The organism is Pseudomonas sp. SCPG-7 (assembly GCF_002156405.1).
GTDB classification, from domain to species: Bacteria; Pseudomonadota; Gammaproteobacteria; order Pseudomonadales; family Pseudomonadaceae; genus Aquipseudomonas; species Aquipseudomonas parakoreensis.
Genome location: NZ_MVOO01000017.1, coordinates 1 through 25,798 on the forward strand (window position 1 = coordinate 1; position 25,798 = coordinate 25,798).

Consider the following 25,798-nt stretch of genomic DNA (forward strand, 5'->3'; position numbering starts at 1 on the left):
GGCGTTTGCCAAAAGTGACCCGCCGTAAGGGCGGAACCCTAAGCAACCGTTACCGCAGCAACGGATATACACCCAAAAAGATCAGACAACAAAAAAGGCGCCCGAAGGCGCCTTTCGCTTTACAACAGACCAACAACCGTCAGGCCATCTCCGCCGTAGTCTCGAAGTCAAACGTCAACTCACCATCCTTGATGTCGATGTGTACCACACCGCCATGCTCGGCCAGCTCGCCAAACAGAATCTCCTCCGCCAGCGGACGCTTGATCTTGTCCTGGATCAGACGCGCCATTGGACGTGCGCCCATCGCCGAGTCGTAACCACCGGCCGCCAGCCAACTGCGCGCCGCATCGGTAACCTCCAGCAACACACGCTTGTCTTCCAGCTGCGCCTGCAGTTCGGTAAGGAACTTGTCCACCACACTTTTGATGACCTCATGGCTGAGGCGACCAAACTGGATAATGGTGTCCAGACGGTTACGGAACTCCGGCGTGAAGCTCTTCTTGATCACTTCCATCGCATCGGATGAGTGGTCCTGATGAGTGAAGCCGATCGAAGCCCGCGCTGCCGTCTCGGCGCCGGCGTTGGTGGTCATGATGATGATCACGTTGCGGAAGTCCGCCTTGCGCCCGTTGTTGTCGGTGAGCGTACCGTGGTCCATCACCTGCAGCAGCAGGTTGAAGACTTCCGGATGCGCCTTCTCGATTTCATCGAGCAGCAACACGCAGTGCGGCTGCTTGGTGATCGCTTCGGTCAACAGACCGCCCTGATCAAAGCCGACATAGCCTGGAGGCGCACCGATCAGACGCGATACGGTGTGGCGCTCCATGTACTCGGACATGTCGAAGCGCACCAGTTCGATGCCCAACGCCTTGGCCAGTTGCCGCGCAGCCTCGGTTTTGCCGACACCGGTTGGACCGGCGAACAGGAACGAACCGACTGGCTTGTCCGGCGACTTGAGGCCGGCGCGGGACAGTTTGATCGCGGTCGACAGCGAATCGATCGCCGCATCCTGACCAAACACCGTCAGCTTCAGGTCACGCTCCAGGTTACGCAGCAGTTCCTTGTCGGAGCTGGTGACGTGTTTCGGCGGAATCCGCGCGATCTTCGCCACGATGTCTTCAACCTGTGACACGTCAATGCGCTTCACGCGCTTGTCGGCCGGCTGCAGACGCTGGTAGGCGCCCGCTTCGTCGATCACGTCGATGGCCTTGTCCGGCATGTGCCTGTCATTGATGTAGCGCGATGCCAGTTCAGCAGCGGCGCGCAACGACTCATCGCTGTATTCGATGTTGTGGTGTTGCTCGAAACGCCCCTTCAGGCCGCGCAGGATACCGATGGTGTCTTCCACCGACGGCTCGACAACATCGACCTTCTGGAAGCGTCGTGCCAACGCACGATCCTTCTCGAAGATGCCGCGAAATTCCTGGAACGTGGTCGAGCCGATGCAGCGAATGTCGCCAGACGACAGCAGCGGCTTGAGCAGGTTCGAGGCATCCATCACGCCACCGGACGCGGCACCCGCACCGATGATGGTGTGGATCTCGTCGATGAACAGGATCGCCTGCGGACGTTTTTTCAGTTCATTGAGCAGCGCCTTGAAGCGCTTCTCGAAATCACCGCGATACTTGGTGCCTGCAAGCAGAGCGCCGAGGTCGAGCGAATAAACGACACTGTTGGCCAACAGATCCGGCACCTGGTTGTCGACAATGCGCTTGGCCAGGCCTTCGGCAATCGCGGTTTTACCCACGCCTGCCTCGCCCACCAGCAGCGGATTGTTCTTGCGTCGACGCGCAAGGATCTGCGCGACACGCTCGACTTCCGTTTCGCGACCGACCAGCGGATCGATCCGACCCTGGCGCGCAAGTTCGTTGAGATTGCTGGCATAAGCATCCAGCGGATTGCCTGAAGAAGAAGACTCACCGCCCTCGTCGTCCTGCATGTCTTGTTCACCTTCAGAGTGATCGCCATGCCCCGGCACCTTGGAGATGCCATGGGCGATATAGTTGACGACATCAATGCGCGCAACGCTCTGCTGTTTCAGCAGGAACACGGCCTGACTCTCTTGCTCACTGAAGATTGCAACCAGCACGTTGGCGCCAGTCACTTCGCGTTTGCCCGAGCTCTGTACATGAAAAACAGCACGTTGCAGTACACGCTGGAAGCCCAGGGTTGGCTGGGTTTCGCGATCTTCGTCGTGGACGGGGATCAATGGCGTGGTTGAGTCGATGAACTCCTGCAGGTCGTGCTTGAGTTTGTCGAGGTTTGCGCCGCAGGCACGCAATACGGTGGCGGCAGCCTCATTGTCCAATAGGGCCAGCAGCAGGTGTTCGACGGTCATGAATTCATGACGCTTCGAACGAGCCTCCTTGAAGGCAAGATTGAGGGTGACTTCGAGCTCGCGGTTTAACATAGCTTCACCTCATACCCAAGTGGTCGGCGATTAACCGTCCTTCTCGATTTCACAGAGTAGCGGATGCTGGCTTTCCCTGGCGTACTGGTTGACCTGCATGGCCTTTGTCTCGGCGATGTCGCGGGTAAACACTCCACATACTGCCCGTCCTTCTGTGTGAACGGCCAGCATGACCTTGGTCGCCAGCTCGCGATTCAGGTTAAAAAACACCTCGAGCACTTCGACGACGAAATCCATCGGTGTGTAGTCATCGTTGAACAAAACCACCTTGTACATCGGCGGCGCCTGTAACGCAGGCTTTGCTTCCTGAACAGCAACGCCTGCCGAATCGTCGTCGTGCTCCTGTGGAAGATCCTTTTGGAGAAGCGGGCGATCCTGATTGAATGTTAGTCGAATCTGGCTGATTGCATGCATGGAAAGAAAGGTTCGTCAGTTGTGCAAATACAGTGGTGGGGGCGGCTGTACACCTTTTCAACTCCGACTGCCCGGTCACCTTGACTATCGGGAAAACGGTGTTACAACCAATAGAGCCCACAGTGGGTAAAAAAGATCCGCGGAGTCAATCTTTTTAACGGATTCGATTGCGGATGAATTGGATGATACTCCAGCGATGGAGACTGTTGCAGAGGGATTTGAGCATGGCTGTCGGCAAGGTGAAATGGTTCAACAATGCCAAGGGGTTCGGTTTCATTAACACCGATTCCCGCGAGGGGAAGGACGAGGACGGCAAGGACATCGATTTCTTTGCCCACTACTCCGCCATTGAAATGGACGGGTACAAAACCCTTAAAGCCGGGCAAATCGTCAAATTCGAGATCGTGCAAGGGCCCAAAGGCCTGCACGCCACAAAAATCCAGAATGTCGAGGCCGCAATAGATGCCGCCTCGGCTGCGGCTGCCGCTAAACACCAATCAGTGACCAGCTGAAGCCACCCGAACACCTGCCAGAAAACAAACCGCCCGGCTCGATCACTCGAGCCGGGCGGTTTTGTTGCGACCGCCGTTCTTACATGTGCTTGACGATCGCCTCACCGAAGCCCGAAGAAGACACCAGCGTGGCGCCTTCCATCAAACGTTCGAAGTCGTAAGTCACGGTCTTGGCCTTGATGGCGCCATTGGTGCCCTTGATGATCAGGTCAGCCGCTTCGGTCCAGCCCAGATGACGCAGCATCATCTCGGCCGACAGAATCACCGAGCCCGGGTTGACCTGGTCCTTGCCGGCGTACTTCGGCGCGGTACCGTGGGTCGCCTCGAACATGGCCACGGTGTCGGACAGGTTGGCGCCCGGCGCGATACCGATACCGCCCACTTCAGCCGCCAGGGCATCGGAGAGGTAGTCACCGTTGAGGTTCAGCGTGGCGATCACATCGTATTCGGCCGGACGCAGCAGGATCTGCTGAAGCATGGCGTCGGCGATGGCATCCTTGACGATAACTTCGCGGCCGGTTTTCGGGTTCTTGAATTTCATCCATGGGCCGCCATCGAGCAGCTCGGCGCCGAATTCTTCCTTCGCCACCTCGTAACCCCAGTCCTTGAAGGCACCTTCGGTGAATTTCATGATGTTGCCCTTGTGCACGATGGTCAGCGACTTGCGGTCGTTGTCCACCACGTACTGCAGGGCCTTGCGCACCAGGCGCTTGGTGCCTTCCTTGGAAACAGGCTTGATGCCGATACCGCAATCCTGGTCGAAACGGATCTTGGTGACGCCCATTTCTTCTTTCAGAAACTTGATGACCTTGGTGGCCTCAGGGGAGCCGGCCTTCCACTCGATGCCGGCATAGATGTCTTCGGAGTTCTCGCGGAAGATCACCATGTCGACGTCGCCAGGCTTTTTCACCGGGCTCGGCACGCCTTCGAACCACACCACAGGGCGCAGGCAGACATAGAGATCGAGCTGCTGGCGCAGGGCAACGTTGAGGGAGCGGATGCCGCCACCGACCGGAGTGGTCAGCGGGCCCTTGATGGAGACCACGTAATCCTTGACGGCGTCCAGGGTTTCCTGGGGCAGCCAGGTGTCCTGGTCATAGACCTGAGTCGCTTTTTCGCCAGCATAAACCTCCATCCAGGAAATCTTGCGCTTGCCCCCATAGGCCTTGGCCACGGCAGCATCAACCACTTTGATCATCACCGGGCTGACGTCGACGCCAATGCCGTCACCTTCAATGAAGGGGATGATCGGGTTATCAGGAACATTGAGAGAATGGTCTGCATTGACGGTGATTTTGTCGCCGACGGCTGGAACCTGAATCTTCTTGTAACCCATGCTGAACTCCATTGTTTGGATTGAACATCTGGCTTGGTTCGAGCGTAACCCAGTTAAATCAACACGCAAACCCTCTGTTCACGGCGCGGGCACATCTGGTTTCGTACAAGCCTGAAAGCAAAGGGAAAAGCGCCAAACTCAAGCATTCGCAGCGACTCTACGCCCCACCCGCCCCTGCGACCTTTAGACCAATGGACGAGAATCGTTGCATATGAACCATCGGCAGATTGCCAGCTACCTATGTATAATGCCGCCCGCTGACCAAAGGGTCACGACGGCTGGCCTCTCTAGCACGAGACTTTCCGCCTGATTGGTCGGGTTGTTACCGCAGCCTGACTGCTTGACGCTCAACGATGCACCCAACATCACCGCGAAGAATCTCGACATTCGGTTCATGGATGACTTTGAACGAACGCGCTTACCCGGCGCCCCTCGAGTTTCTGCGCACGCTTTAGCAAAGAAGAGAGAGTTAATCCGAATATGCCCACCCGCTCGAAGATCATCTATACCTTCACCGACGAAGCTCCAGCCCTCGCCACCTATTCCCTGCTGCCGATCATCGAGGCTTACACTGCCTCGGCCGATATCGCCGTGGAAACCCGCGATATCTCTCTTGCAGCACGCATCCTGGCCAGCTTCCCCGAGCAACTGGGCGACAAAGCCGTAGCCGACCACCTCGCCGAACTGGGCGCCCTGGCCGTTACGCCTGAAGCCAACATCATCAAGCTGCCGAACATCAGTGCTTCGGTACCTCAGCTGCAAGCGGCGATCAAAGAGCTGCAAGCCCAGGGTTACAACCTGCCGGACTACCCGGAAACCGTGACCAACGACGCCGAAAAAGAAGCCAAGGCGCGTTACGATAAAGTCAAGGGCAGCGCCGTGAACCCGGTTCTGCGTGAAGGCAACTCCGACCGCCGCGCTCCGCTGTCGGTCAAGAACTATGCGCGCAAGCACCCGCACAAGATGGGCGCCTGGGCCAAAGACTCCAAGTCCCACGTCGCTCACATGAGCACCGGCGATTTCTACGGCAGCGAAAAAGCTGCCCTGATCGACGCCGCTGACGCTGTGAAGATCGAGCTGATCGCCAAAGATGGCACCGCGACCGTCCTGAAAGAAAAAACCAGCGTTCAGGGCGGCGAGATCCTCGACTGCGCCGTGATGAGCAAAAACGCCCTGCGTGCGTTCATCGCTGCTGAAATCGACAGCGCCAAGGCGCAAGGCGTACTGCTCTCGGTGCACCTGAAAGCGACCATGATGAAGGTCTCCGACCCGATCATGTTCGGCCAGATTGTTGCCGAGTTCTATAAAGACGCCCTGACCAAGCACGCTGACGTGCTGGCCCAGATCGGCTTCAACCTGAACAACGGCATTGGCGATCTGTACGCGCGCATCAAGGCCTTGCCGGCCGAGCAGCAAGCGCAGATCGAAGCGGACATCGCAGCGGTCTACGCCGCGCGTCCGTCGCTGGCGATGGTCAACTCCGACAAGGGCATCACCAACCTGCACGTGCCGAGCGACGTTATCGTCGACGCCTCGATGCCGGCGATGATCCGTGACTCCGGCAAGATGTGGGGCACCGACGGTCAACTGCACGACACCAAGGCAGTGATCCCGGATCGTTGCTACGCCACCATCTACCAGGCCGTGATCGAAGATTGCAAAGCCAATGGCGCGTTCGATCCGACCACCATGGGCAGCGTGCCAAACGTTGGCCTGATGGCGAAGAAAGCCGAAGAGTACGGTTCGCACGACAAGACCTTCCAGATCAAGGCTGACGGCGTGGTTCGCGTTACCGACAGCAAGGGCAACCTGCTGATGGAACAGGCTGTTGAAGCCGGCGACATCTTCCGCATGTGCCAGACCAAAGATGCGCCGATCCAGGACTGGGTCAAACTGGCGGTCAACCGCGCTCGCGCCAGTAGCACCCCGGCGATCTTCTGGCTGGACCCGATGCGCGCCCACGACGGCGTGGTCATCGAGAAGGTTCAGGCGTACCTGAAGGATCACGACACCAGCGGTCTGGACATCCAGATCATGGCGCCGGTCGACGCCATGAAGTACACCCTGCAGCGCACCCGCGAAGGCAAGGACACCATTTCGGTGACCGGCAACGTCCTGCGCGACTACCTGACCGACCTGTTCCCGATCATGGAACTGGGCACCAGCGCCAAGATGCTGTCGATCGTGCCGCTGATGAACGGCGGTGGCCTGTTCGAAACCGGCGCTGGCGGTTCGGCACCGAAGCACGTGCAGCAACTGGTCGAAGAAAACTTCCTGCGCTGGGATTCGCTGGGCGAGTTCCTCGCGTTGGCAGCGTCCCTCGAGCATTTGGGTGTGAACTACAACAACCCGAAAGCACTGGTTCTGTCCAAGACCCTGGATCAGGCCACTGGCCAGTTCCTCGACAACAACAAGTCGCCATCGCGCAAAGTCGGCAACATCGACAACCGCGGCAGCCACTTCTACCTGGCGCTGTACTGGGCTCAGGCCCTGGCCGCCCAGACCGAAGACGCTGCACTGCAAGCGCAGTTCGCGACACTGGCCAAAACCCTGACCGAGAACGAGGCGACCATCGTTGCCGAGCTCAACGCCGTGCAGGGCAAGCCAGTGGACATCGGTGGTTACTACCACGCCGACGCCGAGCTGATCAGCAAGGCCATGCGCCCAAGCGCAACCTTCAACGCGGCGATTGCTGCGCTGGTTTAAGGTTGTAGAGGGAACATCACAAACCCCGGCCCTGTGCCGGGGTTTGTGTTTCCAAACACAACACGAAACCCTGTGGGAGCTGGCTTGCCAGCGATAGCGGTGGATCAGGCACCTTCAATGGTGAATGATAAGCCGCCATCGCTGGCAAGCCAGCTCCCACAGTGAATCGGTTAAACCTGGATTTTGAGGAAGATTTATGGAATGGCTCCCCCACATCACCGTCGCCACCATCGTCGAAGACAATGGCCGCTTCCTGATGGTCGAAGAACACAAGGCCGGGCGTAACGTGCTCAACCAGCCGGCCGGTCATCTGGATCCGGACGAAACCCTGATCGACGCCGCCATCCGCGAAACCCTCGAGGAAACCGGCTGGGACGTCGAACCCACCGGCGTGATCGGGATTTACCTGTACACCGCGCCGAGTAACGGCGTGACTTATCAACGCGTGTGCTTCAGCGCCAAAGCGGTGAAACACCACCCGGACTATCAACTCGACGACGGCATCGTCGGCGCCAAGTGGTTGACCCGTAGCGAATTAATCGCCCAGCGCGACAACTGGCGCAGCGAGCTGATCATCCGCTGCATCGACGACTATCTGGCCGGCCATCACTTCAGTCTGGAACTGATCCGCCCTTCTCTTTAGCCTTGAGGCCGTGAGCCTGCTAGAATCGCGTCCTTTTTCAAGACACTCATTGAATCCCTATGCGTGATCCAGCCCCTTCTGACACATCCAAGAAGCGCGTCATTGTCGGCATGTCCGGCGGCGTGGACTCTTCCGTTTCCGCTCTCCTGCTGATCGAGCAGGGTTACGAGGTGGAAGGCCTGTTCATGAAGAACTGGGAAGAAGACGACGGAACGGAATACTGCACCGCCATGGATGACCTGGCGGATGCCCAGGCCGTGTGCGACAAGATCGGCATCAAGCTGCACACCGCCAACTTTGCCGCCGAGTACTGGGACAACGTGTTCGAGCACTTCCTCGCCGAATACAAGGCCGGGCGCACGCCGAACCCGGACATCCTGTGCAACCGCGAGATCAAGTTCAAGGCGTTCCTCGACTACGCCATGATGCTTGGTGCCGATCTGATTGCCACCGGCCACTACGTGCGCCGTCGTGACATCGATGGTCGCACCGAACTGCTCAAGGGCCTCGATCCGAACAAGGATCAGAGCTACTTCCTGCACGCCGTCGGCGGCGAACAGATCGCCAAGACCCTGTTCCCGGTCGGCGAACTGGAAAAACCGGAAGTGCGCGCCATTGCCGAAAAATACGAGCTGGCGACGGCCAAGAAGAAAGATTCCACCGGGATCTGCTTCATCGGTGAACGACGCTTCAGCGATTTCCTCAAGCAATACCTGCCAGCGCAACCGGGCGAGATCAAGACCACCGAAGGCGAAGTCATCGGCCGTCACCACGGCTTGATGTACCACACCATCGGTCAGCGTCAGGGCCTGGGTATCGGCGGCCTGAAAGATGCCGGCGACGAGCCGTGGTACGTGCTGCGCAAGGATCTGGACAGCAACGAGCTGATCGTTGGCCAGGGCAACAACCATCCGTGGCTGTTCTCCAGCGCCCTGCTCGCTTCGGAAATCTACTGGGTCAATCCGATCGACCTGAGCCAGCCACTGCGCCTGACCGCCAAAGTGCGTTATCGCCAGAGCGATCAGGCCTGCACCCTGGAAAAAACCGCCAGCGGCTACCGTGCCGTGTTCGACGAACCGCAACGTGCGGTAACCCCGGGTCAGTCCGTGGTGTTCTATGACGGTGAAATCTGCCTCGGTGGCGGCGTGATCGAAGTTGCCGAGCCGTGGAGCGGCCAGGCATGAGCCCGACTCAGGAGCAACTGACGGCGCTGGGCGGCGTGTTTCTCGCCGCAGTGCTGGTCGACCGGATCGCCAAGACCGGCCAGACCAGCGAGGCCGGCCTGAGCTGCATGCTCGGCAGCCTGCTGGTACGCGACCCGAAAGACACACTGGACGTGTACGGCGGCGACGATATCAATTTGCGCGAAGGCTACCGTGCATTGATCGGCGCTCTTGAGCGCGACCCCAGCACCCTGCAGCGCGAACCGCTGCGCTACGCCCTGTCGATGCTCGGCCTCGAACGTCAATTGGCCAAGCGTGACGACATGCTCGACACCATTGGCAAGCGCTTGCCGCAGATCCAGTCGCAGGTCGAACATTTCGGCCCGGCCCACGAAAACGTGATCGCCGCTTGCGGTGCGCTGTATCAGGACACCTTGAGCACCCTGCGCCAGCGAATTCAGGTGCATGGCGACATGCGCAACCTGCAACAACCGAGCAATGCCTCGAAAATCCGCGCCCTGCTGCTGGCTGGCATCCGTTCGGCGCGCCTGTGGCGCCAGCTCGGCGGCCACCGCTGGCAGTTGGTGATCAGCCGGCGCAAGCTGCTCAAAGAGCTGTATCCGTTGATGCGCAGCGAGTAAATCGTCGCGCAATAAAAGTTTTGTAGTCTGTAGCGCGTAATACGCCGGTCAGTTGGCAACGGACCGGCGGATTTTTTCATGTATGATATGCGCCCCATTTCGTTGCCCGACTGTCCGAGAACACCCCATGCAGCTCTCTTCGCTCACTGCGGTTTCCCCTGTTGACGGCCGCTACGCCGGCAAAACCCAGGCCCTGCGCCCGATTTTCAGCGAGTACGGCCTGATCCGTGCCCGCGTCCTGGTTGAAGTGCGCTGGCTCCAGCGCCTGGCCGCCCACGCCGGTATCCCGGAAGTGCCAGCCTTCTCCGCCGAGGCCAACGCCGTTCTCAATGAACTGGCTGAAAACTTCTCGCTGGAGCACGCTGAGCGCGTCAAAGAGATCGAGCGCACCACCAACCACGACGTCAAGGCGATCGAATACCTGCTCAAGGAGCAGGCGGCCAAACTGCCGGAGCTGGCCAAGGTCAGCGAGTTCATCCACTTTGCCTGCACCAGTGAAGACATCAACAACCTGTCCCACGCCCTGATGCTGCGCGAAGGCCGTGACGACGTGATGCTGCCGCTGATGCGCCAGACTGCCAACGCCATCCGCGAACTGGCAATCCGTTTCGCCGACGTGCCGATGCTGTCGCGCACCCACGGTCAACCGGCCTCCCCGACTACTCTGGGCAAAGAGCTGGCGAACGTGGTTTACCGCCTCGAGCGTCAGATCGCTCAAGTCGCTGCCGTGCCACTGCTGGGCAAGATCAACGGCGCCGTGGGCAACTACAACGCGCACCTGTCGGCCTACCCGCAGATCGACTGGGAAGCCAACGCCCGCGCCTTCATCGAAGACGAACTGGGCTTGGGCTTCAACCCGTACACCACGCAGATCGAACCGCATGACTACATCGCCGAGCTGTTCGACGCGATCGCGCGCTTCAACACCATCCTGATCGACTTCGACCGTGACATCTGGGGCTACATCTCCCTGGGTTACTTCAAGCAGCGCACCATCGCTGGTGAAATCGGTTCGTCGACCATGCCGCACAAGGTCAACCCGATCGACTTCGAAAACTCCGAAGGCAACCTGGGCATCGCCAATGCACTGTTCCAGCACCTGGCGAGCAAGCTGCCGATCTCCCGCTGGCAGCGCGACCTGACCGACTCCACCGTACTGCGCAACCTCGGTGTGGGCTTTGCTCACAGCGTGATTGCCTACGAAGCCAGCCTCAAAGGCATCAGCAAACTCGAGCTCAACGCCGACAAGATTGCTGCCGACCTGGATGCTTGCTGGGAAGTATTGGCCGAGCCGATCCAGACCGTAATGCGCCGCTACAACATCGAAAACCCGTACGAGAAGCTGAAAGAACTGACCCGCGGCAAGGGCATCAGCCCTGAAGCGCTGCAGACTTTCATCGACGGCCTGGACATGCCAGCCGAAGCGAAAGCCGAGCTGAAACAGCTGACCCCGGCCAACTACATCGGTAACGCTGTGGCGCAAGCAAAACGCATCTGATTCACCGCTTGACCCGTTTGAGACGCCCGGCCGCGCCGGGCGTTTTTATTCCCGTCTGAAAAATGCTTTTTTTCAATAGGTTACACATGAATCCTGATACTCCTCTTCAACTTCTGGGCGGTCTTACGGCGCGCGAATTCATGCGCGATTACTGGCAGAAAAAGCCGCTGCTGATCCGTCAGGCCATCCCTGACTTCGAAAGCCCGATCGACGCCGACGAGCTGGCCGGCCTGGCCCTGGAAGAAGAGGTCGAGTCGCGCTTGGTGATCGAGCACGGCGAGCGTCCGTGGGAGCTGCGTCGCGGCCCGTTCGCCGAAGACGAATTCAGCAAGCTGCCGGAAAAAGAGTGGACCCTGCTCGTTCAGGCCGTTGATCAATTCGTCCCGGAAGTCAGCGAGCTGCTGGAAAACTTCCGCTTCCTGCCGAGCTGGCGCGTCGATGACGTGATGATCAGCTTCGCCGCCCCGGGTGGCAGCGTCGGCCCGCACTTCGACAATTACGACGTGTTCCTGCTGCAAGGCCACGGCAAGCGCAACTGGAAAATCGGCCAGATGTGCGACTCCGACAGCCCGCTGCTGCAACACGCGGATCTGCGCATCCTCGCCGAATTCCACGAAACCGAAGAGTGGGTGCTGGAACCGGGCGACATGCTCTACCTGCCACCGCGCCTGGCCCACTGCGGTGTCGCCGTGGACAACTGCATGACCTACTCAGTCGGCTTCCGCGCGCCGAGCGCTTCTGAAGTGCTGACCCACTTCACCGACTTCCTCAGCCAGTTCCTGACTGACGAAGAACGCTACACCGACGCCGATGCGAAACCGGTCAGCGATGATCCGCATCAGATCCAGCACGACGCACTCGGCCGCCTGAAAAGCCTGCTCGCCGAACACATGAGCGACGAACGCCTGCTGCTGACCTGGTTCGGCCAGTACATGACCGAACCGCGCTACCCGGAACTGGTGGTCGGCCCGGAAGACGTTGAAGAAGATGACTTCCTCAACGCCCTGCAAGACGGTGCGGTGCTGATCCGCAACCCGAGCGCGCGCCTGGCCTGGTCGGAAGTCGATGACGATCTGCTGCTGTTCGCCAGCGGTCAGAGCCGTTACCTGCCGGGCAAGCTGCGCGAGCTGTTGAAGATGATCTGCGCCGCCGATGCGCTGCACGTCGATAACCTCGGCGAGTGGCTGAACGACGAAGACGGTCGCGGCCTGCTGTGTGAGCTGGTCAAACAGGGCAGCCTGGGATTTGCCGATGAATAAGATTCGCGTACGTGTCGCAGACTGGCAAAAGGACAACGCCGAGATCCGGCGCATTCGTGAAACGGTGTTCATCGCCGAACAATCGGTGCCACCCGAGCTTGAATGGGACGCCGATGACGCGACCGCCGTGCATTTTCTGGCGTTCGAAGGTGACTTTCCGATCGGCACCGCGCGCCTGCTGCCCGACGGGCACATTGGCCGGGTTTCGGTACTGAAGGACTGGCGCGGGATGAAGGTGGGTGATGCGCTGATGCAGGCGGTCATCGCCGAAGCCGAAGCCCGCGGCCTGCAGCAGCAGATGCTCAGCGCCCAGGTACAGGCCACGGCGTTCTATGAGCGCCTGGGCTTCAGCCTGGTCAGTGAGGAATTCCTTGAAGCCGGGATTCCGCATGTCGATATGGTTCGCCATTCGGCCTGAGCGGCAGAAATCTTGTGATCTTTGGAGATCCTGTAGTGAGGGGATTTATCCCCGATGGACCGCGAAGCAGGCCCAAGGTTTTTTGGGGCCGCTCCGCGCCCCATCGGGGATAAATCCTCTCACTACAAAGGCTCTTGAGCGCCCTCTCAAAACGCCCCGCCATTTTCGGATGCCGGGGCGTTTTGCTGTCTACGATTCAACTTGCACCACCGCAAGCCGACAAACTGGCACTATCAAGCCTTTCGAAAGCGGAGATAACGGACATGTCCCTACGCACCCTGCTCACCACCCTGCTGCTCGGCTGCAGTTTTTCGGTGATGGCAGCCACAGAAATCGTGCCCCTCAATTACCGCACCAGTGCCGATATGCTGCCCATGGCGCAGGACTTCATCGGCAAGGACGGCCAGGTCAGCGCCTATGGCAATCAACTGATCATCAAAGCCGAGCCGGACAAGATCCAGGAACTCAAGGCGCTGATCACTCAACTCGACACTGCGCCCAAACGCCTGCTGATCACGGTCGATACCAATGAAAACAACGACCGTGGTGATGAAGGCTACTCGGTCAACGGCGCCCAACCGAACCAGACCCGCATCATCAGCCGCAGCACCGCCAGCCGTGATGGCGGCGTGCAGCAGGTGCAAGCCACCGACGGCATGCCGGCGCTGATTCAAGTCGGTCAAAGTGTGCCGATCACCAGCAGCCAGACCAATTCCTACGGCGATTACAGCAGCCAGACGCAATACCGCAACGTCACCCAGGGTTTCTACGTGACGGCGAGCGTCACCGGCGACATCGTTCACCTGGCAATCAGTACCAACCGTGACCGCATGAGCCAGGAACGTCCCGATGTAGTGAACGTGCAAAGTACCGACACAACAGTCAGCGGACGCCTGGGCGAATGGATCACTCTCGCCGGGGTGAATCGCCAGACTCAGGCCGACAAACAGGGGCTGACCCGCAGCTACTCGACTCAAGGCCGGGATGACATGACCTTGCGGGTCAAAGTCGACGCCCTGGACTAAAGCACCGAAAACTGACTGATTAGTCGTATTAGACGAAAGATGTAGTGCTTGAAAAAAAGCACTACAAAACGTTTGACGAGCCAAAAAAGCGAAGGCATGATGGCCTCGCTCCCGCTAATCAGAGGCCCTGGCAAGGGCCTTCGAAGCGACGTTCGCACCTACCCCGCGAACCGCTTCGTGTCTGTACCGCCCACAAGGTGTGTTTGACGAGGTTGCCGACTGGAACGAAGTTGTCCCGAGGGACGGAAGCGTAATTAGGTAACCCGGCTTCACGCTGTAGAACGTATAAAGGCCCACGACGCCCGAATGCGCCCGCAGTCCGCCACTACCTGCTCACTTCCCCTCGAGCTCATCGTTCATCCCGTCGCCTACCCCGCCGAACCCGACCTGACCGCCTAAGCTTCTGGTCAGCGAGCGCAGGAATTTTCCACCGCAGAACAACTTTTCATAAAGACGCGACGAGGTTTATCTCCATGGCACTGACACGCGAACAGCAAATTGCAGCCCTTGAAAAAGACTGGGCTGAAAACCCGCGCTGGAAAGGCGTGACTCGCACTTACTCCGCTGCTGACGTCGTCCGTCTGCGTGGCTCGGTTCAACCTGAGCACACCTTTGCAAAAATGGGCGCCGAGAAGCTGTGGAACCTGGTGACCCAGGGTGCCAAGCCGTCCTTCCGCCCAGAGAAAGATTTCGTCAACTGCATGGGCGCTCTCACCGGCGGCCAGGCTGTTCAGCAGGTCAAGGCCGGTATCCAGGCGATCTACCTGTCGGGCTGGCAGGTGGCTGCAGACAACAACTCCGCAGAATCGATGTACCCGGACCAGTCGCTGTACCCGGTGGACTCGGTGCCGACCGTGGTCAAGCGCATCAACAACTCGTTCCGTCGTGCCGACCAGATCCAGTGGAAAGCCGGCAAGAACCCGGGTGATGAAGGCTACATCGACTACTTCGCGCCAATCGTGGCTGACGCTGAAGCCGGTTTCGGCGGCGTACTGAACGCCTACGAGCTGATGAAGAGCATGATCGAAGCAGGCGCCGCCGGCGTTCACTTCGAAGACCAGCTGGCTTCCGTGAAAAAATGCGGCCACATGGGCGGCAAGGTGCTGGTTCCAACCCAGGAAGCCGTACAGAAGCTGACCGCTGCTCGTCTGGCTGCCGACGTTGCCGGTGTACCGACCATCATCCTGGCCCGTACCGACGCCAACGCTGCCGACCTGCTGACTTCCGACTGCGACCCGTACGACCAGCCGTTCGTGACTGGCACCCGTACCCAGGAAGGTTTCTACAAGGTTCGCGCCGGTCTGGACCAGGCAATCGCCCGTGGCCTGGCCTACGCACCGTACGCCGACCTGATCTGGTGCGAAACCGCCAAGCCGGACCTGGAAGAAGCCCGTCGCTTCGCCGAAGCGATCAAAAAGGAATACCCGGACCAGATCCTGTCGTACAACTGCTCGCCTTCCTTCAACTGGAAGAAAAACCTGGACGACGCGACCATCGCCAAGTTCCAGCGCGAACTGTCCGCCATGGGCTACAAGCACCAGTTCATCACTCTGGCCGGCATTCACAACATGTGGCACAGCATGTTCAACCTGGCGCACGACTACGCCCGCAACGACATGACTGCCTACGTGAAGCTGCAGGAGCAGGAATTCGCTGACGCCGCCAAGGGTTACACCTTCGTGGCTCACCAGCAGGAAGTGGGCACCGGCTACTTCGACGACATGACCACCGTAATCCAGGGCGGCACGTCCTCGGTCACCGCGCTGACCGGTTCGACCGAAGAAGAACAGTTCCACTGATTCGACTTCGCTGAGCAAACGGCCTTTGCGGATCGTATAAAGAGCTAACCGCAAAGCCGCAAGACTGACGCCCCGACTGGTTCGGGGCGTTTTTTTGCCCGCAGAATTCCACCGCCCGCCCTGTAGGAGCTGCCGCAGGCTGCGATCTTTTGATCTTGTCTTTTAAAAGCAAAGTCAAAAGATCGCAGCCTGCGGCAGCTCCTACAAAGGGTAGATCCTGCAACGACCCTTGTGGGAGCGAGCCTGCTCGCGAAAGCGTACTGTCAGCCTGCACATGCGGCGACTGACCCACCGCACTCGCGAGCAGGCTCGCTCCCACAGGTTTCATCTTCAGCCCGCGAGACAAAACATTGACCCAGAGCGGTATAGACGTCACAAAAATCAGCTAAAACGCTCGCCACCGCTACTTGCAGTAACAGGCATATAAGACAACTTTCTGTTTACTGCACCGCTAAACAGTTACAAAACCACTCCAAACGATATTAATTATCATTTAGCGACAACTATGTTCGTTACATTTCCTACAAAACATAATTGGCAGAATCCCGGCTAATGCCCGCAACGCATGGCCTGCAGGGCATCGGAGGTACGCTATGTCCTTATTCCAATAAATAATTTCGCTATAGGAATTTTACTTGCCGGGTGTTTAGCCATAAAATCAGCGCGATTGATTGCTGCGACATATCGTCACTGCCTATTTCTTTATCAAGCTCAGAGACCTTTGCTCTCTGTTAAGGATTACCAGCATGCCCGAAGCGACAGGACTCATGGCCCACAACTGGGGCTTTGCCATTTTCCTTCTGGGTGTCGTCGGCCTGTGTGCCTTCATGCTTGGCGTCTCCAGCCTCCTCGGGTCAAAAGCCTGGGGCCGCAGCAAAAACGAACCGTTCGAGTCCGGCATGCTACCTACAGGTGGCGCCCGCTTGCGGCTCTCAGCCAAATTCTATCTGGTCGCGATGCTGTTCGTGATCTTCGATATCGAAGCCCTCTTTCTCTTTGCATGGTCTGTGTCCGTCCGCGAAAGCGGCTGGACCGGATTCGTCGAAGCTCTCGTTTTCATAGCAATTCTGTTGGCAGGTCTTGTCTACCTGTTCCGAGTGGGCGCCCTTGACTGGGCTCCGGAAGCTCGTCGCAAGCGGCAGGCGAAGCTGAAACAATGAGGCTTTGGCAATGCAATACAATCTCACCAGAATCGACCCCGATGCTCCTAACGAGCAGTATCCGATCGGCGAACGGGAAACCGTTTCCGATCCGTTAGAGGATCAAGTCCACAAAAACATTTTCATGGGCAAGCTCGAAGACGTGCTGAGTGGCGCGGTCAACTGGGGGCGTAAAAACTCCCTGTGGCCGTACAACTTCGGCCTTTCGTGCTGCTACGTGGAAATGACCACCGCCTTCACGGCGCCCCACGACATCGCGCGCTTTGGCGCCGAAGTTATCCGGGCATCACCGCGTCAGGCCGACTTCATGGTTATCGCCGGTACCTGCTTCATCAAGATGGCGCCGATCATTCAGCGTCTCTACGAGCAGATGCTCGAACCGAAGTGGGTGATCTCCATGGGTTCGTGCGCCAACTCCGGTGGCATGTACGACATCTACTCCGTGGTTCAAGGGGTGGACAAGTTCCTGCCCGTGGACGTCTACGTACCTGGCTGCCCGCCTCGTCCAGAAGCATTCCTTCAAGGCTTGATGCTGTTGCAGGAATCGATTGGACAGGAGCGTCGTCCGCTTTCCTGGGTCGTTGGCGACCAAGGCGTTTATCGCGCCGACATGCCTTCGCAAAAGGAACAGCGCCGCGAACAGCGAATCGCAGTCACCAACCTGCGCAGCCCTGACGAAGTCTGATCCAGTCTGTTTCAAAGAAACGAGAAGCTGGCTTCATTCTTTACGTTGACCGAAAGCGAAAAAATAACCATGACTACAGGCAGCGCTCTGTACATCCCGCCTTATAAGGCAGACGACCAGGATGTGGTCGTCGAATTGAACAACCGTTTTGGCGCCGAAGCGTTCACCGCTCAGTCGACCCGCACCGGCATGCCGGTGCTGTGGGTGGCGCGCGCCAGACTCGTCGAAGTCCTGACCTTCCTGCGCAACCTGCCCAAGCCGTACGTCATGCTCTATGACCTGCACGGCGTGGACGAGCGTCTGCGCACCAAGCGTCAAGGGCTGCCATCGGGCGCCGACTTCACCGTGTTCTATCACCTCATGTCGCTTGAGCGTAATAGTGACGTGATGATCAAAGTCGCCTTGTCCGAAAGCGACCTGAGCTTGCCGACCGTCACCAGCATCTGGCCGAACGCCAACTGGTACGAGCGTGAAGTCTGGGACATGTACGGCATCGACTTCAAAGGCCACCCGCACCTGTCGCGCATCATGATGCCGCCAACCTGGGAAGGTCACCCGCTGCGCAAGGACTTCCCGGCGCGCGCCACCGAATTCGATCCGTTCAGCCTCAACCTCGCCAAGCAACAGCTTGAGGAAGAAGCCGCGCGCTTCCGTCCTGAAGACTGGGGCATGAAGCGTTCCGGGGCCAACGAGGACTACATGTTCCTCAACCTGGGTCCGAACCACCCTTCGGCGCACGGTGCGTTCCGCATCATTCTGCAGCTGGACGGTGAGGAGATCGTCGACTGCGTGCCGGACATCGGTTACCACCACCGTGGCGCCGAGAAGATGGCCGAGCGTCAGTCCTGGCACAGTTTCATCCCGTACACCGACCGTATCGACTACCTCGGCGGCGTGATGAACAACCTGCCGTACGTGCTCTCGGTCGAGAAGCTGGCCGGCATCAAGGTGCCAGAGAAGGTCGACGTCATCCGCATCATGATGGCCGAGTTCTTCCGGATCACCAGCCACCTGCTGTTCCTCGGTACCTACATCCAGGACGTCGGCGCGATGACTCCGGTGTTCTTCACCTTCACCGACCGCCAGAAGGCGTACACGGTGATCGAAGCCATCACCGGTTTCCGTCTGCACCCGGCCTGGTACCGCATCGGCGGCGTCGCCCACGACCTGCCACGCGGCTGGGAAAAACTGGTGAAAGACTTCGTTGAATGGCTGCCAAAGCGCCTCGACGAATACACCAAGGCCGCCCTGCAGAACAGCATTCTCAAGGGTCGTACCATCGGCGTTGCCCAGTACAACACCAAAGAGGCGCTGGAATGGGGCGTCACCGGTGCCGGCCTGCGTTCCACCGGTTGCGACTTCGACCTGCGTAAAGCACGTCCATACTCCGGCTACGAGAACTTCGAGTTCGAAGTGCCGCTGGCTGCCAACGGCGATGCCTACGACCGCTGCATGGTTCGCGTCGAAGAGATGCGCCAGAGCGTCAAGATCATCGATCAGTGCCTGCGCAACATGCCGGAAGGCCCGTACAAAGCGGATCACCCGCTGACCACGCCGCCGCCGAAAGAGCGCACGCTGCAGCACATCGAAACCCTGATCACGCACTTCCTGCAGGTTTCGTGGGGCCCGGTCATGCCGGCCAACGAATCCTTCCAGATGATCGAAGCGACCAAGGGCATCAACAGTTATTACCTGACGAGCGACGGCGGCACCATGAGCTACCGTACCCGGATCCGTACTCCGAGCTTCGCGCATCTGCAACAGATCCCTTCGGTGATCAAAGGCAGCATGGTCGCGGACTTGATTGCGTACCTGGGTAGTATCGACTTCGTTATGGCCGACGTGGACCGCTAAGCATGAACAGCACGCTTATCCAGACAGACCGTTTCACCTTGAGTGAAACCGAGCGCTCGGCCATCGAGCACGAGCTGCATCACTACGAAGACCCGCGCGCGGCGTCGATCGAAGCCCTGAAGATCGTTCAGAAGGAACGCGGCTGGGTGCCGGATGGCGCCCTGTACGCGATCGGCGAGATCCTCGGCATCCCGGCCAGCGACGTTGAAGGCGTGGCGACGTTCTACAGCCAGATCTTCCGTCAGCCGGTCGGCCGCCACATCATTCGCGTCTGCGACAGCATGGTCTGCTACATCGGCGGCCACGAGTCGGTGGTCAGCGAGATCCAGAACAATCTGGGCATCGGCCTGGGTCAGACCACCACCGACGGTCGTTTCACCCTGCTGCCGGTCTGCTGCCTCGGCAACTGCGACAAGGCACCGGCGCTGATGATCGACGACGACACCTTTGGCGACGTGCAGCCTGCCGGCGTGGCCAAACTGCTCGAGGGCTACGTATGACCCTGACATCTTTCGGTCCTGCCAACCGCATCAAGCGTTCGGCCGAGACTCACCCGCTGACCTGGCGCCTGCGTGATGACGGCGAGGCCGTGTGGCTCGACGAATACCAGGCCAAGAACGGCTACGCCGCTGCGCGCAAAGCCTTCGCCGACATGGCCCAGGACGACATCGTCCAGACCGTGAAAGACGCCGGCCTCAAAGGTCGCGGCGGTGCAGGTTTCCCCACTGGCGTGAAGTGGGGCCTGATGCCCAAGGACGAATCCATCAACATCCGCTACCTGCTGTGCAACGCGGACGAGATGGAGCCGAACACCTGGAAAGACCGCATGCTGATGGAGCAACTGCCCCATCTGCTGATCGAAGGCATGCTGATCAGTGCCCGCGCACTGAAGACCTACCGTGGCTACATCTTCCTGCGTGGCGAGTACACCACCGCCGCCAAGCACCTCAACCGTGCTGTGGAAGAAGCCAAGGCTGCAGGCCTGCTGGGCAAGAACATTCTGGGCAGCGGCTTCGATTTCGAACTGTTCGTCCACACCGGCGCCGGGCGTTATATCTGCGGTGAAGAAACCGCACTGATCAACTCCCTCGAAGGCCGCCGTGCCAACCCGCGCTCCAAGCCGCCCTTCCCTGCCGCTGTCGGCGTGTGGGGCAAGCCGACCTGCGTGAACAACGTCGAAACCCTGTGCAACGTGCCGGCGATCATTGCCGACGGCGTTGACTGGTACAAATCGTTGGCCCGCGAAGGCAGCGAAGACATGGGCACCAAGCTCATGGGCTTCTCCGGCAAGGTCAAGAACCCTGGCCTGTGGGAACTGCCATTCGGCGTCACCGGTCGCGAGCTGTTCGAAGACTACGCCGGCGGCATGCGCGACGGTTACAAGCTCAAGGCCTGGCAGCCAGGTGGCGCCGGTACCGGTTTCCTGTTGCCAGAACACCTCGACGCACAAATGTACGCCGGCGGCATCGCCAAAGTGGGCACCCGGATGGGTACCGGCCTGGCGATGGCGGTGGACGACAGCGTCAACATGGTTTCCCTGCTGCGCAACATGGAGCAGTTCTTCGCCCGCGAATCCTGCGGCTTCTGCACCCCGTGCCGTGATGGCCTGCCATGGAGCGTCAAGCTCTTGATGGCCATCGAAGAAGGCCGTGGTCAGCCGGGCGACATCGAGACCCTGTTGGGTCTGGTCGGTTTCCTCGGCCCAGGCAAGACCTTCTGTGCTCACGCACCGGGTGCCGTGGAGCCGCTGGGCAGTGCCATCAAATACTTCCGTCCAGAGTTCGAAGCCGGTATTGCGCCTGCAAGCGCCGCCGTCCCGCCTCTGGCAAGGCCGATCGTAATCGGCGCGTAAACGCTTAAAAAGGCGAAGGGTCCGTGCCCTTCGCCTTTCGTCCGATGACGCCTTTCGGGGCTGACTGGATTCGGACGGATAACAAGATTCCATTAGCCACGCCCGCTGACACCGGGCCAACGAAGACCTTTGAACCATGGCCACTATCCACGTAGACGGCAAAGCGCTCGAAGTCGACGGGGCAGACAACCTGTTACAGGCATGTCTGTCGCTGGGCCTCGACATCCCTTATTTCTGCTGGCACCCCGCGCTTGGTAGCGTCGGGGCCTGCCGCCAGTGCGCGGTCAAGCAGTACACCGACGAGAACGACACCCGTGGTCGCATCGTCATGTCCTGCATGACCCCTGCCACCGACAACACCTGGATCTCCATCGACGATGAAGAATCCAAGGCGTTCCGCGCCAGCGTTGTCGAATGGCTGATGACCAACCACCCGCACGACTGCCCTGTGTGCGAGGAAGGCGGTCACTGCCACCTGCAAGACATGACGGTGATGACCGGCCACAACGAGCGCCGTTATCGCTTCACCAAACGCACCCACCAGAACCAGCAACTGGGCCCGTTCATTTCCCACGAAATGAACCGCTGCATCGCCTGCTATCGCTGCGTGCGTTTCTACAAGGACTACGCCGGCGGCACCGACCTCGGTGTATTCGGCGCCCACGACAACGTGTACTTCGGTCGCGTTGAAGACGGCACCCTCGAAAGCGAGTTCTCCGGCAACCTCACCGAGGTCTGCCCGACTGGTGTGTTCACCGACAAGACTCACTCCGAGCGCTACAACCGTAAATGGGACATGCAATTCTCGCCGAGCATCTGCCATGGCTGCTCCAGCGGTTGCAACATTTCCCCGGGCGAGCGTTACGGCGAACTGCGTCGCATCGAAAACCGTTTCAACGGTTCGGTGAACCAGTACTTCCTGTGCGACCGTGGCCGTTTCGGTTATGGCTACGTCAACCGCACCGACCGCCCACGTCAGCCACTGCTGGCCGACGGCACCAAGCTGAGCGTCGACGCTGCGCTGGATAAAGCCGCTGACCTGCTGCGCGGGCGCAACATCGTCGGTATCGGTTCGCCGCGTGCCAGCCTCGAAAGCAACTACGCGCTGCGCGAGCTGGTCGGCGCCGAGCACTTCTACTCCGGTATCGAAGCTTCCGAACTGGAACGCATCCGCCTGGTCCTGCAAGTGCTCAAAGACAGCCCGCTGCCCGTGCCGAACATGCGCGACATCGAAGACCACGACGCCGTGTTCGTCCTCGGTGAAGACCTGACCCAGACCGCCGCCCGTATGGCGCTGGCCTTGCGTCAGTCGGTCAAGGGCAAGGCCGAAGACATGGCCGAAGCCATGCGCGTTCAGCCGTGGCTCGACGCTGCGGTGAAGAACATCGGTCAGCACGAACTGAACCCGCTGTTCATCGCCAGCCTGGCGGAAACCAAGCTCGACGACATCGCGGAAGAGTGCGTTCACGCCGCTCCGGACGATCTGGCGCGCATCGGCTTCGCTGTGGCCCACGCACTGGATGCCAGCGCACCGGCCGTTGAAGGTCTGGATGCTGAAGCACTGGAACTGGCCAAGCGCATTGCCGACGCCCTGCTCGCGGCCAAACGTCCGCTGATCATCGCCGGTACTTCGCTGGGTTCCAAAGCCTTGATCGAAGCGGCGGCGAACATCGCCAAAGCCCTGAAGCTGCGCGAGAAGAACGGTTCGATCAGCCTGATCGTGCCGGAAGCCAACAGCCTCGGCCTGGCCATGCTCGGTGGCGAATCGGTCGACGCGGCGCTGCAAGCCGTGATCGATGGCAAGGCCGACGCCATCGTCGTGCTGGAAAACGATCTGTACACCCGCACCTCGAAAGCCAAGGTCGATGCCGCGCTGAGCGCTGCGAAAGTGGTGATCGTTGCCGACCACCAGAAGACCGCCACCACCGACCGCGCGCAACTGGTTCTGCCAGCCGCGAGCTTCGCGGAAGGCGACGGTACGCTGGTCAGCCAGGAAGGTCGCGCCCAGCGCTTCTTCCAGGTTTTCGATCCGCAATACATGGATGCGAGCATCCTGGTTCACGAAGGCTGGCGCTGGCTGCACGCCCTGCGCTCGACCCTGCTGAACCAGCCGATCGACTGGACGCAACTCGACCACGTCACCGCTGCCGTGGCGTCGAGCACCGAGCAACTGGCGCGTATCGTCGACGCGGCTCCATCCGCCGCGTTCCGCATCAAGGGTCTGAAACTGGCGCGTGAGCCGCTGCGTTATTCCGGTCGCACCGCGATGCGCGCCGACATCAGCGTTCACGAACCGCGCACCCCGCAAGACAAAGACACCGCGTTCGCCTTCTCCATGGAAGGTTACTCGGGCTCGGCCGAACCGCGTCAGCAGGTGCCATTCGCCTGGTCGCCGGGCTGGAACTCGCCGCAAGCCTGGAACAAGTTCCAGGACGAAGTCGGTGGTCACCTGCGTGCTGGCGACCCGGGCACCCGCCTGATCGAAAGCACCGGTGATTCGCTGAACTGGTTCGCCGCTGCTCCGCGCGCATTCAACCCGGCGCCGGGCACCTGGCAGGCCGTGCCGTTCTACCACCTGTTCGGCAGCGACGAAAACTCGTCGAAAGCCGCACCGGTACAGGAACGCATCCCGGCTCCGTACGTGGCGCTGGCCAAATCCGAAGCGGATCGCCTGGGTGTCAACGATGGTGCTCTGCTGAGCCTGAACGTGGCCGGCCAGACCCTGCGTCTGCCGCTGCGCATCAATGAAGAGCTGGGCGCTGGTCTGGTGGCCTTGCCTGCGGGCATCGCCGGCATTCCACCGGCATTCGCCGGCCTGTCCGTCGACGGTCTGCAGGAGGCAGCGCAATGACCTGGTTCACCCCTGAAGTGATCGATGTGATCCTGACGGTCATCAAAGCCATCGTGATTCTGCTGGCCGTTGTGGTCGCGGGCGCGTTGCTCAGCTTTGTCGAACGTCGCCTGCTGGGCTGGTGGCAGGACCGTTACGGTCCGAACCGCGTTGGCCCGTTCGGCATGTTCCAGATCGCCGCCGACATGCTGAAGATGTTCTTCAAGGAAGACTGGACCCCGCCGTTTGCCGACAAGGTGATCTTCACCCTGGCACCGGTGGTGGCCATGTCCGCCCTGCTGATCGCTTTCGCGATCATCCCGATCACCCCGACCTGGGGCGTGGCGGATCTGAACATCGGCCTGCTGTTCTTCTTCGCCATGGCCGGTCTGTCGGTCTACGCGGTGCTGTTCGCCGGCTGGTCGAGCAACAACAAGTTCGCCCTGCTCGGCAGCTTGCGTGCCTCGGCGCAGACCGTGTCCTACGAAGTGTTCATGGGCCTGGCCCTGATGGGCATCGTGGTGCAGGTCGGCTCGTTCAACATGCGCGACATCGTCGAGTACCAGGCGCAGAACCTGTGGTTCATCATTCCGCAGTTCTTCGGCTTCTGTACCTTCTTCATCGCTGGCGTCGCCGTGACTCACCGTCACCCGTTCGACCAGCCGGAAGCGGAACAGGAACTGGCCGACGGTTACCACATTGAATACGCCGGTATGAAATGGGGCATGTTCTTCGTCGGTGAATACATCGGCATCATCCTGATCTCGGCGCTGCTGGTCACCCTGTTCTTCGGTGGCTGGCACGGTCCGTTCGGCATCCTGCCGCAACTGTCCTTCGTCTGGTTCGCACTGAAGACCGCGTTCTTCATCATGCTGTTCATCCTGCTGCGCGCATCCATCCCGCGTCCGCGTTATGACCAGGTGATGGATTTCAGCTGGAAATTCTGCCTGCCACTGACCCTGATCAATTTGCTGATAACCGCTGCGGTTGTGTTGTGGAACACACCTGCGGTTGCGGTTCAGTGAGGATTTGACCCATGTTCAAATATATTGGCGACATCGTTAAGGGTACCGGTACCCAATTGCGCAGCCTGGTCATGGTCTTCGGCCATGGCTTTCGCAAGCGCGACACCCTGCAATACCCGGAAGAGCCGGTCTACCTGCCACCACGCTACCGTGGTCGCATCGTCCTGACCCGTGACCCCGATGGCGAAGAACGTTGCGTAGCCTGCAACCTGTGCGCCGTGGCTTGCCCGGTAGGTTGCATCTCGCTGCAGAAAGCTGAAACCGAAGACGGTCGCTGGTACCCGGACTTCTTCCGTATCAACTTCTCGCGCTGCATTTTCTGCGGTCTCTGCGAGGAAGCCTGTCCGACCACCGCAATCCAGTTGACCCCGGATTTCGAGATGGCCGAGTTCAAACGTCAGGACCTGGTGTACGAGAAAGAAGATCTTTTGATCTCCGGCCCCGGCAAAAACCCTGATTACAACTTCTATCGTGTTGCAGGTATGGCAATCGCTGGCAAGCCGAAAGGCTCCGCGCAGAACGAAGCCGAACCGATCAACGTGAAGAGCTTGCTGCCTTAAGGAAGAAC

The 25,798-nt window shown here is 59.7% G+C and carries 21 protein-coding genes; 18 read left to right on the top strand and 3 right to left on the bottom strand.

Going from position 1 to position 25,798, the window contains the following annotated elements; genetic code table 11:
- Nucleotides 1-139 precede the first annotated feature (139 nt).
- Both clpA and clpS read right to left on the bottom strand, forming a co-directional pair.
- Complete coding sequence (gene clpA, locus B1722_RS23865; protein ID WP_086794578.1) at nt 140-2,410, bottom strand: ATP-dependent Clp protease ATP-binding subunit ClpA; 2,271 nt, start codon at nt 2,408-2,410, stop codon at nt 140-142.
- 30 nt (nt 2,411-2,440) lie between these two features.
- Nucleotides 2,441-2,824: an ATP-dependent Clp protease adapter ClpS gene (gene clpS, locus B1722_RS23870; RefSeq protein WP_011334948.1), complete on the bottom strand. Its 384-nt coding sequence runs from the start codon at nt 2,822-2,824 to the stop codon at nt 2,441-2,443.
- 224 nt (nt 2,825-3,048) lie between these two features.
- On the opposite strand from clpS, the gene B1722_RS23875 reads away from it, so the two are divergent.
- Entirely contained in the window at nt 3,049-3,336 is a 288-nt protein-coding gene (locus B1722_RS23875; protein WP_086794658.1) for a cold shock domain-containing protein, read from the top strand.
- Between the two features lie 79 nt (nt 3,337-3,415).
- Here B1722_RS23875 and icd read toward each other — a convergent pair whose 3' ends face one another.
- Nucleotides 3,416-4,672: an NADP-dependent isocitrate dehydrogenase gene (gene icd / locus B1722_RS23880; RefSeq protein ID WP_041073239.1), complete on the bottom strand. Its 1,257-nt coding sequence runs from the start codon at nt 4,670-4,672 to the stop codon at nt 3,416-3,418.
- A gap of 480 nt (nt 4,673-5,152) precedes the next feature.
- Between icd and B1722_RS23890 the strand changes: the two genes are divergently transcribed.
- The 17 genes from B1722_RS23890 to nuoI all read left to right on the top strand — a co-directional run bounded on the left by B1722_RS23890 (nt 5,153) and on the right by nuoI (nt 25,790).
- Nucleotides 5,153-7,378 carry an NADP-dependent isocitrate dehydrogenase gene (locus B1722_RS23890; RefSeq protein WP_086794580.1) on the top strand — a complete coding sequence of 742 codons (2,226 nt, stop codon included), beginning with the start codon at nt 5,153-5,155 and terminating at the stop codon, nt 7,376-7,378.
- Between the two features lie 196 nt (nt 7,379-7,574).
- Nucleotides 7,575-8,021, top strand: a complete 447-nt coding sequence (locus tag B1722_RS23895) for an NUDIX hydrolase (RefSeq protein WP_041073236.1) — start codon at nt 7,575-7,577, stop codon at nt 8,019-8,021.
- A 59-nt stretch (nt 8,022-8,080) separates the two neighbouring features.
- A complete protein-coding gene (gene mnmA, locus B1722_RS23900; protein WP_007920201.1) occupies nt 8,081-9,205 on the top strand; it encodes a tRNA 2-thiouridine(34) synthase MnmA in 1,125 nt (374 codons plus the stop codon).
- On the top strand, nt 9,202-9,825 hold the full coding sequence (hflD, locus tag B1722_RS23905) for a high frequency lysogenization protein HflD (protein WP_041073234.1): 624 nt from the start codon (nt 9,202-9,204) through the stop codon (nt 9,823-9,825). Before mnmA ends, hflD begins: the two co-directional genes overlap by 4 nt.
- Before the next feature lie 127 nt (nt 9,826-9,952).
- Nucleotides 9,953-11,323 carry an adenylosuccinate lyase gene (purB, locus tag B1722_RS23910; protein WP_027614666.1) on the top strand — a complete coding sequence of 457 codons (1,371 nt, stop codon included), beginning with the start codon at nt 9,953-9,955 and terminating at the stop codon, nt 11,321-11,323.
- An 86-nt stretch (nt 11,324-11,409) separates the two neighbouring features.
- Nucleotides 11,410-12,582, top strand: coding sequence for a cupin domain-containing protein (locus B1722_RS23915; RefSeq protein WP_086794582.1), 1,173 nt, complete (start codon nt 11,410-11,412; stop codon nt 12,580-12,582).
- Nucleotides 12,575-13,000 carry a GNAT family N-acetyltransferase gene (locus B1722_RS23920; protein ID WP_003223818.1) on the top strand — a complete coding sequence of 142 codons (426 nt, stop codon included), beginning with the start codon at nt 12,575-12,577 and terminating at the stop codon, nt 12,998-13,000. The genes B1722_RS23915 and B1722_RS23920 overlap by 8 nt, the downstream gene beginning before the upstream one ends.
- A 263-nt stretch (nt 13,001-13,263) precedes the next feature.
- Nucleotides 13,264-14,025 (top strand): secretin N-terminal domain-containing protein, encoded by a 762-nt coding sequence (locus B1722_RS23925; RefSeq protein ID WP_041073230.1) that lies wholly within the window; start codon nt 13,264-13,266, stop codon nt 14,023-14,025.
- Between the two features lie 473 nt (nt 14,026-14,498).
- Complete coding sequence (gene aceA / locus B1722_RS23930) at nt 14,499-15,824, top strand: isocitrate lyase (RefSeq protein ID WP_041073228.1); 1,326 nt, start codon at nt 14,499-14,501, stop codon at nt 15,822-15,824.
- A 746-nt stretch (nt 15,825-16,570) separates the two neighbouring features.
- Nucleotides 16,571-16,984 (top strand): NADH-quinone oxidoreductase subunit A, encoded by a 414-nt coding sequence (locus B1722_RS23935; protein ID WP_003223812.1) that lies wholly within the window; start codon nt 16,571-16,573, stop codon nt 16,982-16,984.
- Nucleotides 16,985-16,994: 10 nt separating this feature from the next.
- A complete protein-coding gene (locus B1722_RS23940) occupies nt 16,995-17,669 on the top strand; it encodes an NADH-quinone oxidoreductase subunit B family protein (RefSeq protein WP_003223809.1) in 675 nt (224 codons plus the stop codon).
- A gap of 69 nt (nt 17,670-17,738) precedes the next feature.
- Nucleotides 17,739-19,523, top strand: coding sequence for an NADH-quinone oxidoreductase subunit C/D (gene nuoC / locus B1722_RS23945; protein WP_041073225.1), 1,785 nt, complete (start codon nt 17,739-17,741; stop codon nt 19,521-19,523).
- A gap of 2 nt (nt 19,524-19,525) precedes the next feature.
- Nucleotides 19,526-20,023: an NADH-quinone oxidoreductase subunit NuoE gene (gene nuoE, locus B1722_RS23950; protein WP_007920186.1), complete on the top strand. Its 498-nt coding sequence runs from the start codon at nt 19,526-19,528 to the stop codon at nt 20,021-20,023.
- A complete protein-coding gene (nuoF, locus tag B1722_RS23955) occupies nt 20,020-21,375 on the top strand; it encodes an NADH-quinone oxidoreductase subunit NuoF (RefSeq protein ID WP_041073222.1) in 1,356 nt (451 codons plus the stop codon). Before nuoE ends, nuoF begins: the two co-directional genes overlap by 4 nt.
- Nucleotides 21,376-21,511: 136 nt before the next feature.
- Nucleotides 21,512-24,226, top strand: a complete 2,715-nt coding sequence (gene nuoG / locus B1722_RS23960; protein WP_086794584.1) for an NADH-quinone oxidoreductase subunit NuoG — start codon at nt 21,512-21,514, stop codon at nt 24,224-24,226.
- Nucleotides 24,223-25,230: an NADH-quinone oxidoreductase subunit NuoH gene (gene nuoH, locus B1722_RS23965; RefSeq protein WP_007964859.1), complete on the top strand. Its 1,008-nt coding sequence runs from the start codon at nt 24,223-24,225 to the stop codon at nt 25,228-25,230. The genes nuoG and nuoH overlap by 4 nt, the downstream gene beginning before the upstream one ends.
- Before the next feature lie 11 nt (nt 25,231-25,241).
- Nucleotides 25,242-25,790, top strand: coding sequence for an NADH-quinone oxidoreductase subunit NuoI (nuoI, locus tag B1722_RS23970; RefSeq protein WP_003223795.1), 549 nt, complete (start codon nt 25,242-25,244; stop codon nt 25,788-25,790).
- The last annotated feature ends 8 nt before the right edge of the window (nt 25,791-25,798 follow it).